The organism is Agriterribacter sp., from assembly GCF_035444585.1.
Lineage (GTDB): Bacteria > Bacteroidota > Bacteroidia > Chitinophagales > Chitinophagaceae > Agriterribacter.
This window is the reverse complement of sequence record NZ_DAOMOZ010000124.1, coordinates 1-14,522: the sequence shown is the minus strand read 5'-3', so window position 1 is coordinate 14,522 and position 14,522 is coordinate 1. Positions and strand designations below refer to the sequence as shown.

General features: G+C 44.8%; 13 protein-coding genes. 1 reads left to right on the top strand and 12 read right to left on the bottom strand.

Going from position 1 to position 14,522, the window contains the following annotated elements; translation table 11 throughout:
- Positions 1-173 precede the first annotated feature (173 nt).
- Positions 174-2,720 carry a zinc-dependent metalloprotease gene (locus PLH26_RS13575; RefSeq protein ID WP_324586568.1) on the top strand — a complete coding sequence of 849 codons (2,547 nt, stop codon included), beginning with the start codon at positions 174-176 and terminating at the stop codon, positions 2,718-2,720.
- Between the two features lie 34 nt (positions 2,721-2,754).
- Here the strand turns inward: PLH26_RS13575 and PLH26_RS13570 are convergent, their stop codons facing one another.
- The 12 genes from PLH26_RS13570 to PLH26_RS13515 form a co-directional block, all read right to left on the bottom strand.
- On the bottom strand, positions 2,755-4,035 hold the full coding sequence (locus PLH26_RS13570) for an ABC transporter permease (RefSeq protein WP_324586567.1): 1,281 nt from the start codon (positions 4,033-4,035) through the stop codon (positions 2,755-2,757).
- Positions 4,036-4,110: 75 nt separating this feature from the next.
- Positions 4,111-5,484, bottom strand: coding sequence for an NADH-quinone oxidoreductase subunit N (locus PLH26_RS13565; protein ID WP_324586566.1), 1,374 nt, complete (start codon positions 5,482-5,484; stop codon positions 4,111-4,113).
- A gap of 110 nt (positions 5,485-5,594) precedes the next feature.
- Positions 5,595-7,073 (bottom strand): complex I subunit 4 family protein, encoded by a 1,479-nt coding sequence (locus tag PLH26_RS13560; RefSeq protein WP_324586565.1) that lies wholly within the window; start codon positions 7,071-7,073, stop codon positions 5,595-5,597.
- A 3-nt stretch (positions 7,074-7,076) separates the two neighbouring features.
- On the bottom strand, positions 7,077-8,969 hold the full coding sequence (gene nuoL / locus PLH26_RS13555) for an NADH-quinone oxidoreductase subunit L (RefSeq protein WP_324586564.1): 1,893 nt from the start codon (positions 8,967-8,969) through the stop codon (positions 7,077-7,079).
- Between the two features lie 55 nt (positions 8,970-9,024).
- Complete coding sequence (gene nuoK, locus PLH26_RS13550) at positions 9,025-9,441, bottom strand: NADH-quinone oxidoreductase subunit NuoK (RefSeq protein ID WP_502876389.1); 417 nt, start codon at positions 9,439-9,441, stop codon at positions 9,025-9,027.
- A gap of 125 nt (positions 9,442-9,566) precedes the next feature.
- On the bottom strand, positions 9,567-10,067 hold the full coding sequence (locus PLH26_RS13545) for an NADH-quinone oxidoreductase subunit J family protein (RefSeq protein ID WP_324586563.1): 501 nt from the start codon (positions 10,065-10,067) through the stop codon (positions 9,567-9,569).
- Between the two features lie 27 nt (positions 10,068-10,094).
- Positions 10,095-10,652, bottom strand: a complete 558-nt coding sequence (gene nuoI, locus PLH26_RS13540; protein WP_324586562.1) for an NADH-quinone oxidoreductase subunit NuoI — start codon at positions 10,650-10,652, stop codon at positions 10,095-10,097.
- Positions 10,653-10,733: 81 nt separating this feature from the next.
- A complete protein-coding gene (nuoH, locus tag PLH26_RS13535) occupies positions 10,734-11,786 on the bottom strand; it encodes an NADH-quinone oxidoreductase subunit NuoH (protein WP_324586561.1) in 1,053 nt (350 codons plus the stop codon).
- A gap of 95 nt (positions 11,787-11,881) precedes the next feature.
- A complete protein-coding gene (locus tag PLH26_RS13530; protein WP_324586560.1) occupies positions 11,882-12,997 on the bottom strand; it encodes an NADH-quinone oxidoreductase subunit G in 1,116 nt (371 codons plus the stop codon).
- The gene (locus PLH26_RS13525; protein ID WP_324586559.1) at positions 12,998-13,195 is read right to left on the bottom strand and encodes a hypothetical protein; all 198 of its coding nucleotides are present in this window, start codon (positions 13,193-13,195) and stop codon (positions 12,998-13,000) included.
- Between the two features lie 195 nt (positions 13,196-13,390).
- Positions 13,391-13,693 (bottom strand): AAA family ATPase, encoded by a 303-nt coding sequence (locus PLH26_RS13520; RefSeq protein WP_324586558.1) that lies wholly within the window; start codon positions 13,691-13,693, stop codon positions 13,391-13,393.
- A gap of 6 nt (positions 13,694-13,699) precedes the next feature.
- On the bottom strand, positions 13,700-14,522 hold an 823-nt coding region (locus PLH26_RS13515), incomplete at its 5' end, for an NADH-ubiquinone oxidoreductase-F iron-sulfur binding region domain-containing protein (protein ID WP_324586557.1).

Sequence of the window (14,522 nt, the reverse complement as noted above, 5' to 3'; positions counted from 1 at the left end):
TTCTTATACCAAACAACAGATTTACATTTTGTTTTTATACCCTCAACCGGTTACCCTAATAGTTTGCCTTGACCTGGTGAATATCTTTGCAACGCTAAAATTCCCGCTTATATAAAAAACAGTATGGTTTTATTGTTATCAGTAATTTCATCCCTGTATCAAATACAACCCGTATGCACAAAAAATGTCTGGCTTTAGCCTGTTTACTGCTTGCTGCAGCCTTTTCAACAACCGCGCAGAATAAAAAAAAGCCTGCTCCGGCGCCCGATTCAGCACTCAAAGCACCCGCTTCTCCCGTTAAACCCAAAAGCGGTCCAAAGCCATACAAAGAAATCATTACCGCAAAAGCCAGAACCGACAGCGGTTTATTCCTGGTTCATAAGGTAGAGGATAAATATTATTTTGAAATAGCAGATTCCGTTTTGAGCAGGGATATTCTGGTGGTAAACCGCATTTCAAAAGCGGCTGCCGGCATGCGTAATTTTTTTTTCGGTTATGCCGGTGACCAGATCGGAAGCAACGTGATCCGTTTTGAAAAAGGACCCGGCAATAAATTGTTCCTTAAAAAAGTTTCTTTCGACGAAATATCAAAAGATTCAACACAGGCAATGTACAGGGCAGTTACCAACTCCAACGTACTGCCCATTGTAGCTGCATTTGATATCAAGGTACTTCCCACAGATTCTACAGCTACCATAATAGATTTCACAGATTATATATCCGGCGATAATGACGTATTGTTTTTTTCCGGGAATGCCAAGAACGCTTTCCAGGTTGGCGCTTATCAGTCAGACAAATCCTACATCAGTGATGTAAAAAGCTATCCTGTTAATATAGAGATCAAAACCGTAAAAACATACAGCAAGGGAGGCGGAAGCTTAGCTGCCAGAACACCGGGCGCCGGCAGTTCCACACCCAATGTGTTGTATACCCTTGAGCTCAACAGTTCAATGGTATTGCTGCCGCAAACACCTGCAAGGCAACGCTTTTTTGATCCGAGAGTAGGCTATTTTGCCAGGAGCTATACCGACTTCGACGCCAACCCTCAGGGCGTAAAAGATGTATCCATTATCGTTCGCTGGAAACTGGAGCCCAAACCGGAAGATGTGGAAAAGTACAAAAGGGGGGAACTGGTAGAACCCCAGAAACAGATCATATACTATATTGACCCCGCCACGCCCGCGAAATGGGTACCTTATCTTATCCGGGGCGTTAACGACTGGCAGGCTGCCTTTGAAAAAGCGGGCTTTAAAAATGCTATTGTTGCCAAACCTGCGCCAGCCCCCTGGGAAGATTCAACCTGGAGCCTCGAAGATGCGAGATATTCCGCTATCGTATACAAACCGTCTGTGATAGCCAATGCCAGCGGACCGAATGTGCACGATCCACGCTCGGGGGAAATACTGGAAAGCCATATCAACTGGTATCATAATGTTATGAATCTTCTGCGCAACTGGTATTTTGTTCAGTGCGCCCCCACCGATCCCCGTGCCCGTAAAATGGAGTTTGATGATGAGCTTATGGGGCAACTTATCCGTTTTGTGTCTTCCCACGAAGTGGGACATACCCTTGGCCTCCGCCACAATTTTGGTTCGAGCTCATCCGTGCCTGTTGAAAAGCTAAGAGACAAGGCCTGGGTAGAAGCCAATGGGCATACACCTTCTATTATGGATTACGCCCGGTTTAATTATGTGGCACAGCCCGAAGACAGTATTACAGAAAAAGGATTGTTCCCCCGGATAGGCGATTACGATAAGTGGGCAATAGAGTGGGGCTACAGGTGGTATCCGCAGGCTGCTGCCCCAGAAGATGAAGTGCCGCTTCTGAATAAGCTGACCATAGAAAAATTAAAGGACAAACGACTTTGGTTCGGTACCGAATCGAATGCAGATGACCCGCGTTCACAAAATGAAGATCTTGGCGACAATGCCATGAAAGCAGGAGCTTATGGTATTAAAAACCTGCAACGCATTGTTCCCAATCTTATGGAATGGACAAAAGAAGCAAACACGGATTACCAAAACCTTTCGGATCTATATACCCAGCTAACCATTCAATATGGTCGCTATATGGGGCATGCGGCTAAAAATATAGGCGGCATATATGAAACGCCCAAAACCGTAGAACAGCAGGGACCGGTATATGCTTATACTCCAAAAGCCGTTCAGAAAGACGCAATGGCTTTTTTGAACAGGCAGTTGTTCATCACCCCGGCATGGCTTATTGATACCGCTGTTCTTAACCGTATTGGCAACACCGGCATATCGGTAGTGAGCGCCCGGCAGGATGCCGTTTTAAACCGCCTCATCAGTACCAATACCATAAGCAAATTGCTGAGCATGGAAGCCGAACTGAATAACAATGCCTATAAAGCAGCAGACATGCTCAATGATTTGAAGCGCGCTGTATGGAGTGAGCTTTCCGCAAGGAAACCCATTGATATTTACAGGCGCAATCTCCAAAAATCGTACGTGGAAAGAATTGGGCAAATTGTTAGCCCGCCTGTATTTTCGGGTGCGGGCATATCTTTCCGCATCGGGGCTCCCGCAGCAATGACCGACACTAAAAAAAGCGATATTGTTTCCGTACTAAAAGGCAACCTGCGCGTTCTGCAGGCAGAGATCAAAACTGCATTGCCAGCTATCGGCGACCGGATGACCAGGTATCATTTGCAGGACGTAAGCGACCGGATTGAAAAAATACTGGATCCGGGAAAATAGTGCCTTGTCAATAGTGAATGGTGAATGGTATGCACTATTCGTAGCGCAGGGCAACAATAGGATCTAATTTTGAAGCTTTCCATGCGGGATAGATGCCTGCTGCCAGCCCTACAGCTGAGCAGATAAGAATGGCAACCAGTATCAGCAACCAGGGCACAAAAAACGGGACCTTCATCAGCATACCCACCAGGTTACCAACAATAATGCCCAGTATAATACCAATCGTGGCTCCCATTAAACTGATGAGAATTGATTCAAAGAGGAATTGCTGGCGGATATCCTTCTTTTTACCTCCAAGTGATTTTACCAATCCAACTTCCTTTGTCCTTTCCGTTACCGCTACCAGCATAATGTTCATCAGCCCTATGGCCGCACCTATGAGGGTTATAAATCCTATACCGCCTGCCGCCAGGGAAATGCTTCCGAGCAGCCCGATAAAGGTCTCAGCCAGTGCATCGCTTTTATCAATGTAAAAATTGCTTTGTTCTGTTGTGGTAAGATTACGGATAGGGCGAAACGCCCCCTCGGCTTCTCCAATGGCATCATTCAACTGGTCAACATCATCTACCTGCACGCCAATATAAAAAGAAGCATTTCCAACAGAAAATAAACGCCGAACTGTATTGTAAGTAGTAAATACAGCATTGTCGGCCCGCATGAACGAACTGCTTCCCCTGCTCTTTAATACGCCTATTACCCTGAATTTGTTGGCGCCTACCCGTATAATATGATCCAGCGCCCGTTCTACCCGCTCACCAAAGAATTTATTAGCCACATCATACCCGAGCACACATACATTTCTGCCGCTTTCAATGTCCAGCCGGTTAAAATTGCGCCCATATTCTACTTCGTACCCATTTAATGCAAAATAATTTTCATCGCCCCCCGATACACGTACATTGGGATTGGTTTTTTTATTTTCAAAAAAAACGGTTTGGTCGCCCACTCCGCTCAATCCTATACTCACTTTGGCCGGGTAGTTGTACCGTTCCTTGAATGCCTTGGCCTGCTCATAGGTTATAGGTTTACCTGTGTTTGATTTTTTTACCTTTTTATTGGTGCTGCTGCTGGTTTTGGTAACGTCTCCTCCCCCGTCTCCAAAGCGGATCTGCCTTTCCCTGAACCGGATACTGAAAGAGTTGGCACCCATAGTGGCAAAGCTGTCTTTTAAGCTGGAGTTCATTGCCTGTATGGCGGTAATAATACCAACCAGCGCCATTATACCAAATGCAATAATGGCTACGGTAATGCCGGTGCGGAGCTTGTTGCCGCTCACGGTTTTATATGCCAGCGCAATGGTATCTTTAATATTCATGCCTGCGTATGAAATTTAAAATTACGTATACAAATTTCATCTGCAAAATACCTTGTGATAATTGGAGCGATACTTTTAATAATACAGTCCTTTCAGCAGCAAATTGGGGAACATGCCTAAAATAATTACCAGTGCAGCGGTGATAACCAAAGTAGTTTTAAAAGCGGCAGAAACCGGTTTAACCTGGGCATCACCTTCTTTAAAATACATAGACTGGATAACCCGGAAATAATAATATGCACTTACAGCCGCCATTAATACGGCAAAAATAACCAGCCATAAATGGTTGCCGTTTTTTACAGCGCCCACGAGCATATAATACTTGGCAAAGAACCCCGCAGTTAAAGGGATCCCCGTAAGGGAAAGCAAAAAAACAGTATTCGTTAATGCCAGCAGGGGGTGCTTTTTGCCCAGTCCGTTAAACCCTTCCAGCGAAAAATCTTTTACTTTGGCCAATACGGCAAAGCTTCCTATAGTAGCCAAACTGTAGGCAGCCGCATACAGTATCAACCCCTCGCGAACAAAAGTATTCAATCCAAATAAGGCAAACATCATGAAGCCGGCATGCGCCACACTTGAGTAAGCCAGCATCCGCTTTACGCTTTGCTGAAAAACAGCGGTAATATTGCCTATGAATAAAGTAGCGGCGGTAAGCAGGGCGATCAATAGCTGCCATTGGGCATGAACTTTACCAAAGGCATTATCAAACAAGTGAAGGAATGCCGCAAAGGACACAACCTTAACGATTGTAGCCATAAAAGAAGTAATTGCCGTAGGGGCGCCATCATACACATCGGGTACCCAAAAATGAAAAGGCGCCGCACTTACCTTAAATGACATGGCAATCATCACCAATACTATCCCGATAACAATCATTGGCTTCAATGCCGTAATGCCCAGGTTCATCCCTTCAATATAAAAAGTACCGGTAGCACCGTACAAAAAAGCAATGCCCATGAGCATGATACCCGTAGAAAAAACACCCATCAGAAAGTACTTGAGCGAGGCTTCATTGCTTTTGAGATTCCGTTTATCGCTGCCCGCCAGTATATACAATGGAATAGTGATGATTTCAATTCCCAGGAACAGCATCAGCAGGGTATTAAAAGAAACCGCAATGGCTGCACCGCAAAGCACGAAAAAGATCAGGGCATAATATTCATATACATCCGGGCCTATGGCTTCCAGTTCTGCTGCATTCAATATAAAAAAGAGTAAAGTACAGGCAAAAACCACGGCATTGAAAATATGGCTGAAGGAGGTAAATTTCAGCATTTGACCGATATCTGCGTGGATATACCAAATATTATAATATTCAAGAAAATTAACAGTCAGCAGGGCAACCAAACCCAGCAGCGCAATATACTTTGCCAGAGATTTTTTCTTCAGAAAAATCCCGCTGAACATCATTACCACACCCCAGAATGCTGATAATATAATTGAACTCATAATATTGAATAAACCCTTTTGAATTGTTGTTTCTGTTTTTCTCATGCTCCCACTCATCACCTACTACCTACTACTTACTACTTACCACTTATTACTTACTACCCCCTCACCTACATTCCTGTCAGCCGGCTCATAAACACATTTACGGTATCCTTTGTAAGGCTTGTCAGCAATTGGGGATACACGCCCAGCAAAAGAATAATGATCGCTACAACGGTCAGCGCAGCCACAGCACTGCCTTTTAACATACCCGCGCCGGAAGCGGTAATACTATTGGTATTGCCGTAAAATACTTTCTGAACCATCGTGAGCGTATAAACTGCCGATAAAATTATGGTCGTTAGTGCTATGGCTGTGGTCCAAACGCCGTACTGAAAAAGTCCGTTGAACATTAAAAACTCTCCCACAAATGCATTCGTGAGCGGCAGGGCTATATTAGCCAGCGCAATGATCACTAAAAAAACGGTGAGTGCCGGTGAAACAGATGCAATACCGCCAAGCTCCGAGATCTTTCGTGTGCCAAATTGTTTCTCTATGAGTTCCACTACTATCCACAATCCGATAATATTGATGCCGTGGTTGAACATCTGCAGCATCACGCCTTCCGTTCCGCTTTGGTTGCGGGCAAATACAGCGGCGCACATCAGCCCCACATGCACAATGGACGCGTAAGCAACAAGCCGCTTCAGATCGTCCTGTACCCATGCAATGCAGGAAGCATAAACCATTCCCGCCACCGCCAGTCCAATCACAATATTGGTGAATGCACCGGTAGCATAAGGCAATACCGGTATCAGCCAGCGAATGAGTGCAAACACGCCCATTTTTACCATTACCCCACTCAGTATCATGGTAACCGGAGCTGCCGATTGTTCATAGGTATCGGGTTGCCAGGTATGAAAAGGAAACAGGGGCATTTTTACGGCAAAAGCCGCAAAGAACAGCCAGAAAACAAATTTTTCCTGTCCCGGTGGAAGCGTGGCTTTCAGAAAAGAATGGATGGAAAAGCTGCCATCGGGCGTATGCAGGTAAACGATAATGATGCCGATCAGCAATAACAGCGATGCCGCAAAAGTGTATACAAAAAATTTAAACGTTGCCTGTATGCGCTTTTCACCGCCCCATCGTGATGCGAGGAAATAAATGGGAATAATAGCCAGTTCCCAGAAGAAATAAAACACCAGCGCATCCATAGCGCAAAACACACCCATTAACCCCGCCTGCGACAACAACATTAACCCATAAAAATTATTGGATTTTATATAGCGGGTATTGTAAGTGGCTAAAAAGGCAAGCGGAAAAGCAAGCGCGGTAAGCAAACAAAGCATACGCCCCATGCCATCATACATCAATGCAAAGCTGCTGCCAATGGAAGGCATCCACACATAGCTCACATTATTAAAATGTAAATAATTTTTATCTGTAAAAAAGAAACTGGCAGCCACTATGGCAACGGTAATAAATGAGGATACAACAGCCCATTTTTTTGCGCTGTCACCTTTTGCCAGGAAAAATGCTACCAGCCCGCTCAGCAGGGGAAACCATATCAGCAATTCCGGAAATGTAATTAAAACGTCCTTGGGGTTCATAGCTTACAGTACAAACAATTGAATAATAAATAAAACCAACGCTGCAACAACCATCATTAAAATATACGCACCTACCTGGCCGTTTTGCAATAATCTTAACTGGCGGCCGCCATAATTTACCAGCTTTCCCACGCCATTTACAATACCGTCTATACCAAGCTTTTCTACTACACTGTTCAAAAATACAGATATGTTGCGCAGGGGTTTTACAACAACCGTATCATACAGCTCATCAACATACCATTTGTTTTCCAGCACTTTGCCCAGTCCGGCTGCATCCTGCAGATCGGGCTTTTTGCTGAACCGGCTTACCGCATATAAGATGGCAAGCGCGGAAACCCCGGCCGAAATGCCCATGAGCATGTATTCCGTTGAATGATCGAGGTGGGGCGTATGCTGTAAAGCAACAGACCCGGCAAAAACAGGTGAAAGAAAATCCGCTAAATGGTGTGTGCCGCCCAGCACTGCCGGGATGCCTGCAAACCCTGCAACAGCAGAAAGAACAGCAAGAACAACCAGCGGCCAGGTCATAGCTTTGGGGCTTTCGTGCAGGTGGCGCTCCTGATCGGGCTCACCCCTGAACTTTCCAAGGAAAGCAGTGCCATAGAGCCTGAACATATAAAACGCAGTCATAACGGCACCCAGCACACCAATGATCCAGTATATTTTATTTACTGAAAATGCCGCGGCTAAAATTTCATCTTTCGAAAAGAATCCACTGAACGGCGGAATACCCGCAATGGCAATACAGGCCACCAGGAAAGTCCAGTGTGTAGTGGGTAAATGTTTTTTTAACCCGCCCATTTTCCTGATGTCCTGCTCATGGTGCATGGCATGTATAACCGAGCCTGCGCCCAGGAAGAGCAGCGCTTTAAAAAAGGCATGGGTCATTACATGAAATACGGCGCCGGTATAGGCTCCTACGCCCAAACCCAAAAACATATAGCCCAGCTGGCTTACGGTGGAATAAGCCAGCACCTTTTTGATGTCATTTTGTTTTAATGCTATGGTAGCCGCAAAGATGGCTGTAGCCAGTCCAATAACAGCAACCACACCCTGCGTTGTTGGCGCAAGTGTGTATAAAATATTGCTTCTTGCTATCATGTAAATCCCTGCAGTAACCATGGTGGCCGCATGTATGAGCGCCGATACAGGTGTTGGCCCGGCCATGGCATCGGGTAGCCAGGTATATAAAGGGATTTGCGCACTTTTACCGGCAGCACCAAGGAACAGCAGCAACGTAATGCCTACCAACGCCGTGTCGTTCATTTCCATACCGGCGGCCTTGCCGAATATTTCACCAAAACTCAATGAGCCAAACTGCTGAATCATCCAGAATACCGCCAGCAAAAACCCAAAGTCGCCAACTCGGTTCATTATGAACGCCTTTTTTGCAGCATTGTTAAAATCTGTATTCTTAAACCAGTAGCCAATGAGCAGGTAAGAGCATAGCCCCACGCCTTCCCAGCCTATGAACATAATAAGATAATTAGCGCCCAGCACCAGCAGCAGCATGGAAAATACGAATAAATTGAGGTAAGAAAAGTAGCGGGCATAGTGAGCCGGGCTTTCTTCATGCATGTAGGCAGTTGAATATACATGAATTAAAAAACCCACCCCTGTTATGATAAGCAGAAAGATGGATGATAACTGGTCTACCTGGAAAGCAAACGGTATTTCCAGTGATCCGATAGCAACAAAATCAAAAAGTTTTACAATACCGGTGTGACCTGATCTTACATCCAGAAACAATATAACACTTATTATAAACGACACCAGTATAACGCCGCTGCCAATAATGGCAGTGAGCGATTTGGATAAACTTTTGCGTGCCAGTCCGTTGATCAGAAAACCAATCAGCGGGAACAGGGGAACCAGGTAAACTAATTTGCTCATATCAGATTGGTACAAAGCATAAATTAAGTAAAGCCCTATTTTATTTTTTGTACGTTTAGTGTTTTAATCTGTTCAAAAAATTTACATCAGTAGAATGGGTATTGCGGTACATCATCACAATGATCGCCAGTCCAACGCTTACTTCGGCTGCCGCTACTACCATAATAAAAAACACGAACAACTGCGCATCTGTTCCTGCCTTTGTGGCTGCATCAAAAGCGGAAGCCGCCAGGTTATGCATTTTTGAAAATGCTACCAGCAATAAATTAACCGCATTCAGCATCAGTTCAACGCACATAAAAATAATGATCACATTGCGCCGGGTCAATACCCCTATTATACCAATGCAGAACAATGCTACTGATAAAAATATATAATGATTGATGGTCATATTCATTTTAGGTTGCAGGTTACAGGTTGCAGGTTTCAGGTTGCAAGTTACAGGTTGCAGGTTTCGGAAATCTACAACCACAGCTTTACATTTTTCGCCCTTTGTCTTTTCACTTCCCACGCCTGCCCACTCACCACTCACTACTCACTACTCACTACTCACCACTCACTACTTACTACTCACTACTTACTACTCACTACTTACCACTAATTCTTCTTCCCTATCACTACCGCCCCCACCATAGCGCTTAAAAAAAGTACGCTGCTTATCTCAAACGGCAATATATAGTCTTTAAACAATACCATTCCCAAACTATTGATGAGCCCAATATCGCCACTGTGCATTAATATTTCCCGGCGCACGCTCTCTGTATCTTTTAAAGCGGCTATCAACACCAGCATCAGGCTGCTGCCCGAGAGCACTCCCGCAAATTTCAGCCACTTCTTCTTCAATGGCGGCGCCGGTGTGTTCAGGTTCATGAGCATTACCACAAAAAGAAAAAGCACCATAATAGCGCCTGCATAAACAATAATATTTACAATAGCAAGAAACTGTGCATTCAGCAATACATAATGCCCCGAAATGGAAAAGAAAGTCACGATCAGCCACAATATACTGTGAACGGGGTTTTTGCTGAAGATGACCATCAGCGCGCTGCCGAGCGTTAAGATAGTAAGACCCCAGAAAAGAAGCTGTGTTATTGCCATTATTTTAATTCGTTCGTTTTGGTCAGATCAGGATTGAGATTTTTTCTTTTTATCCAAAAGTCCTTTTGCCGCAGCATATTCTTCAGGCTGCGTAACAGGGTCCGGGATCAGCAAATCGTCTTTCCCATATATGAAACTCTTACGGCTGTAATTGGCAGGTGCAAAAGTTTCACTCAGGTATATTGCGTCTTTAGGGCAGGCGTCTTCACATAAACCACAAAAAATGCAGCGCAGCATATTGATCTCATATTTAGCCGCATATTTCTCTTCCCTGTATAAATGCTCCTCACCGGGCAGGCGCTCGGCCCCTTCCATGGTGATGGCTTCTGCCGGGCATGCTACTGCGCAAAGTCCGCAGGCAGTACATCTTTCCCGGCCTTCCTCATCGCGGTTCAGGACATGCAATCCCCTGAACACGGGGCTGAAAGGCCTTTGTTCTTCGGGATACTTTATGGTAACCTTCTTTTTAAAAAAATGTTTCAGGGTAATACTCATGCCCCTGAATATTTCCCAGAGGTATATCTTCTCGAGCCAGTTCATCCGCCTCCGGTCAACTAATTTAGCTCTTTGTGTCAACGCATCCATAACTACTCCTTTGATTCTTCCGGTAAGGAAGTTTTAAAAGTTGTACAAAAGTATTTTTATCAGCTATACAACCCAACTAATTCAATGCCCTTTCATGGTAAGCAATACAACAGCCCCGGTAACTACCATATTGAATAAGGCCAGCGGGATCAATCCTTTCCACCCCAAATTCATCAACTGATCATACCTGAATCTCGGCAAGGTCCATCTTATCCACATGAATATGAAAATAAGCAGGAAAGTCTTGCCAAATAATGCCACCAGCCCAACAATCAGGGCGGTAACTCCTGACAGGTTTGCTTCATCCACAAAAGGCATATCATATCCGCCCAAAAATAATACTGCTATAATAGTGCAACTGATAAACATGTTGATGTATTCGGAAAAAAGAAAAAAGCCCAGCTTCATGGAAGAATACTCCTGGTGATAGCCCATATTCAATTCACTTTCCGCTTCGGGTAAATCGAAAGGAGCCCGGTTACATTCTGCCAGCGCACAAATAAAAAACAGCAGGAAGCCTAAAGGCTGGTAAACAATGTTCCACCAGTTGCCCTGGATCTGTTGTTCGGTGATGGTTCGTAAGCTTAGTGACCCGGTAAGCATCAGCAAAGCGATGAGCGAAAGCCCCATAGCCAGTTCATAGCTGATGGCCTGGCTGGCGCCCCTGAGCGCTGCCATAAGAGAATATTTATTGTTGCTTGCCCAGCCGCCGATCATCATACCATACACACCCAAACTCACTACACCAAAAATATACAGGATGCCAATATTGATATCGGCTACCTGCAAATCCACGATGCGCCCGCCAAGTTCCACTTTACCGCCCCATGGTATCACCGCTGAGGTCATCATAGCGGTGAGCATGGCCAGGCTTGGACCAAGTACAAATAAAAACTTGTTGGAATTACCGGGGATGATCTCCTCCTTGAAAAACAATTTCAATCCATCGGCCAAAGGTTGCAATAAGCCAAAGGGACCGGCACGGTTAGGTCCGAGCCTGTCCTGCATAAAACCCGCCACTTTTCGTTCGGCATATGTTGCATACATAGCTACTACCAGCGATACCGTAATTACAATGGCTATTAATACCAGCTTCTCCAGCACAAAACCCCAGTCAAAGGCGAGTAATATCATATGTTTTTTATATTCAAAATATTCAATCAATCTGTTGAAACATCCTTATATGTCTTGCAGTGCCTGTGGCTGCTTTATCCTTCACGGTCACGCAATCAGTGCTTGTCACTTATCTCTTTTTTCTTTTCAAAATCGCCGGAATGGGCCGGACCGGGTATCGCTGCCAGGTTAAGACCCGGAGGATTTACTTCGCTCACATTGTGTATATCCATCAACAGCTTCGGTTGCCTGCCATTCATTATGTTTGGAAAGGTTTCGGTTGGCTTTGTTGTTCCTATTTTTCCTGCGTACTGTCCCTGGGATATTACAGAATGGCGGTTGATTTCAGCAGGACCTTCAATTTCCCAGTCATTGATATTTTTCTTTTCAAACCGGCATTCATTGCATATCCAGTCTTCCACTTCTCCCCACTGGTCTTTGCGGCCGGTTACCCTGAGTATTTCATCACCCCTTAACCATGCATGTACTTTACCACAGCATTTATTGCAATTCCGGTGCGCATTTACAGGCTTGGTAAACCACACGCGGTTTTTAAACCGGAATGTTCTGTCTGTTAAAGCCCCTACCGGGCAAACATCAATTACATTACCGATAAAATCATTATCGAGCGCTTTTTCAATATAAGTGGCAATTTCCGCCTGATCGCCGCGGTCTAATACACCATGCACTCTTTTATTGGTTAACTGGTCGGCCACATATACACACCGGTAGCAAAGGATGCACCTCGTCATGTGCAGTTGAATATAGGGCCCAAGATCGTGCTTTTTGAAGATCCTTTTTTGGAATTCAAACCGTGTTCCCTCTGTGCCATGTTCATAACTCAGATCCTGCAGGTGGCATTCACCCGCCTGGTCGCAAATAGGACAATCGAGAGGATGATTGATGAGCAAAAATTCCACTACTCCTTTTCTTGCATCCAATACCCGTTCACTGGTAACGTTTTTAACGATCATACCATCCATTACAGTGGTTCTGCAGGATGCTACCAGTTTGGGCATGGGTCTTGGATCGGCCGTTGAGCCCGCAGCTACTTCCACCAGGCAGGTGCGGCATTTACCTCCACTGCCTTTTAATTTCGAATAATAGCACATAGCCGGCGGCGTTACCGCCCCACCAATTTGCCTCGCGGCATTGAGGATGGTGGTGCCCGGTTCCACTTCAATGGTTATATTATCAATAGTAACCCTGAATATTTTTTTTTCTTCAGCCATTTATAACAAATCTATGTTTGTTTGAAAATTATTATCTCTAAAAAACATCAGCCATCTTTTCATTTCTATACTCTCATCACACGCATCAGTATCTGCCATAGCTTTAAACAATCTTTTAAAACGCGGATCACTCCTTTGCGACAATCCCTTCATTTGCCTGAGACCGCCTAAATCTCCTGGTAAACCAAATTCTTCCATATTTATTCCGCCTTTAGCACATTCGTTAAGTATCCATTTTTCGATAGCCGGCTAAAGCTGAATAACAAAATGGGTTCTTTGAGGATGTTTGAAAAGTTTTAATGTTATCCTCCACAATCTGCCTATTTTAATATAGTCCTCAAGCGCTTTTACTTTTACTTTATCATCGTCAATAAGGGCAATCACAAAGCTACCTTACAACCGACCGCTCTCCATTGCTTTCACAATAGAACTGTTTCCCTTTATTACTGCCGCTCCATCGCTTAATTCCTTATTAAAAAAAAGTTCCGAAAAATTCTTTACCCGGCAAATCTGGTCAAGATCAAAATTTTCTTTACCCTCTAATTGCAGCAAACTAAACAGGCCTAAAGCTTCCAATATATTGCTCTTCCCCACATTTGGATACCCAATAAAAACATTTATCCTTTTATACCCCTCATTTTTTTGATGGCGTATGGATTTGAAGTTTTTAATTTCTATATTCTTAATGTACTCCATTATAGCTTAAACTGTTATCACCTCCCTCTCATCTGCATAATGCGCCAGTCCATAATTCCTTCTTAAGCATTCCTCGGGGTAACGCACATGCCATTCAAATTCGTCCCGGAAATGACGTATGGCAGCCGCTACCGGCCATGCCGCTGCGTCGCCCAGCGGACAAATGGTGTTGCCTTCAATTTTACGCTGTACATCCCATAATAAATCTATATCGCTCATTTTCCCTTTTCCTGTATCAATATTTTTTAAGATCTTTTCCATCCATCCTGTGCCTTCCCTGCAGGGGCTGCACTGTCCGCAGCTTTCATGGCGGTAAAAGCGGGCCAGGGTATAAGTATGCTTTACCACGCACTGGTCTTCATCCAGCACTACAAAACCACCGCTTCCCATCATGCTGCCGGTGGCAAAACCGCCATCGCTCAGGCTTTCGTAGTTCATGTAGCGGGTTTCTCCTTTGGCTGTCTTCAATAATAAATTAGCGGGGAGAATGGGAACCGAAGAGCCGCCCGGGATGCAGGCCTTTAATCTTTTACCGTTGGCGATGCCGCCACAATATTCATCGCTGAAAATAAATTCTTCCACGCTGATGGTCATATCAATTTCATACACACCCGGCTTGTTGATGTTACCGCAGGCCGAAATGAGCTTGGTTCCGGTTGAGCGGCCAACACCGATCTTTGCATATTCTTCTCCGCCCAGGTTAATAACAGGTACCACAGCCGCAAGGGTTTCAACATTGTTAACCACCGTAGGTCTGTCCCATAATCCTTTTATAGCGGGGAACGGCGGCTTGATACGGGGATTGCCCCTTTTGCCTTCCAGCGATTCG

Coding starts and splice junctions, on each gene's coding strand:
- PLH26_RS13575 (WP_324586568.1), top strand. CDS start 174: ATGCACAAAAAATGTCTGGCTTTAGCCTGTTTACTGCTTGCTGCAGCC.
- PLH26_RS13570 (WP_324586567.1), bottom strand. CDS start 4,035: ATGAATATTAAAGATACCATTGCGCTGGCATATAAAACCGTGAGCGGC.
- PLH26_RS13565 (WP_324586566.1), bottom strand. CDS start 5,484: ATGAGTTCAATTATATTATCAGCATTCTGGGGTGTGGTAATGATGTTC.
- PLH26_RS13560 (WP_324586565.1), bottom strand. CDS start 7,073: ATGAACCCCAAGGACGTTTTAATTACATTTCCGGAATTGCTGATATGG.
- nuoL (WP_324586564.1), bottom strand. CDS start 8,969: ATGAGCAAATTAGTTTACCTGGTTCCCCTGTTCCCGCTGATTGGTTTT.
- PLH26_RS13545 (WP_324586563.1), bottom strand. CDS start 10,067: ATGGCAATAACACAGCTTCTTTTCTGGGGTCTTACTATCTTAACGCTC.
- nuoI (WP_324586562.1), bottom strand. CDS start 10,652: ATGGATGCGTTGACACAAAGAGCTAAATTAGTTGACCGGAGGCGGATG.
- nuoH (WP_324586561.1), bottom strand. CDS start 11,786: ATGATATTACTCGCCTTTGACTGGGGTTTTGTGCTGGAGAAGCTGGTA.
- PLH26_RS13530 (WP_324586560.1), bottom strand. CDS start 12,997: ATGGCTGAAGAAAAAAAAATATTCAGGGTTACTATTGATAATATAACC.
- PLH26_RS13525 (WP_324586559.1), bottom strand. CDS start 13,195: ATGGAAGAATTTGGTTTACCAGGAGATTTAGGCGGTCTCAGGCAAATG.
- PLH26_RS13520 (WP_324586558.1), bottom strand. CDS start 13,693: ATGGAGTACATTAAGAATATAGAAATTAAAAACTTCAAATCCATACGC.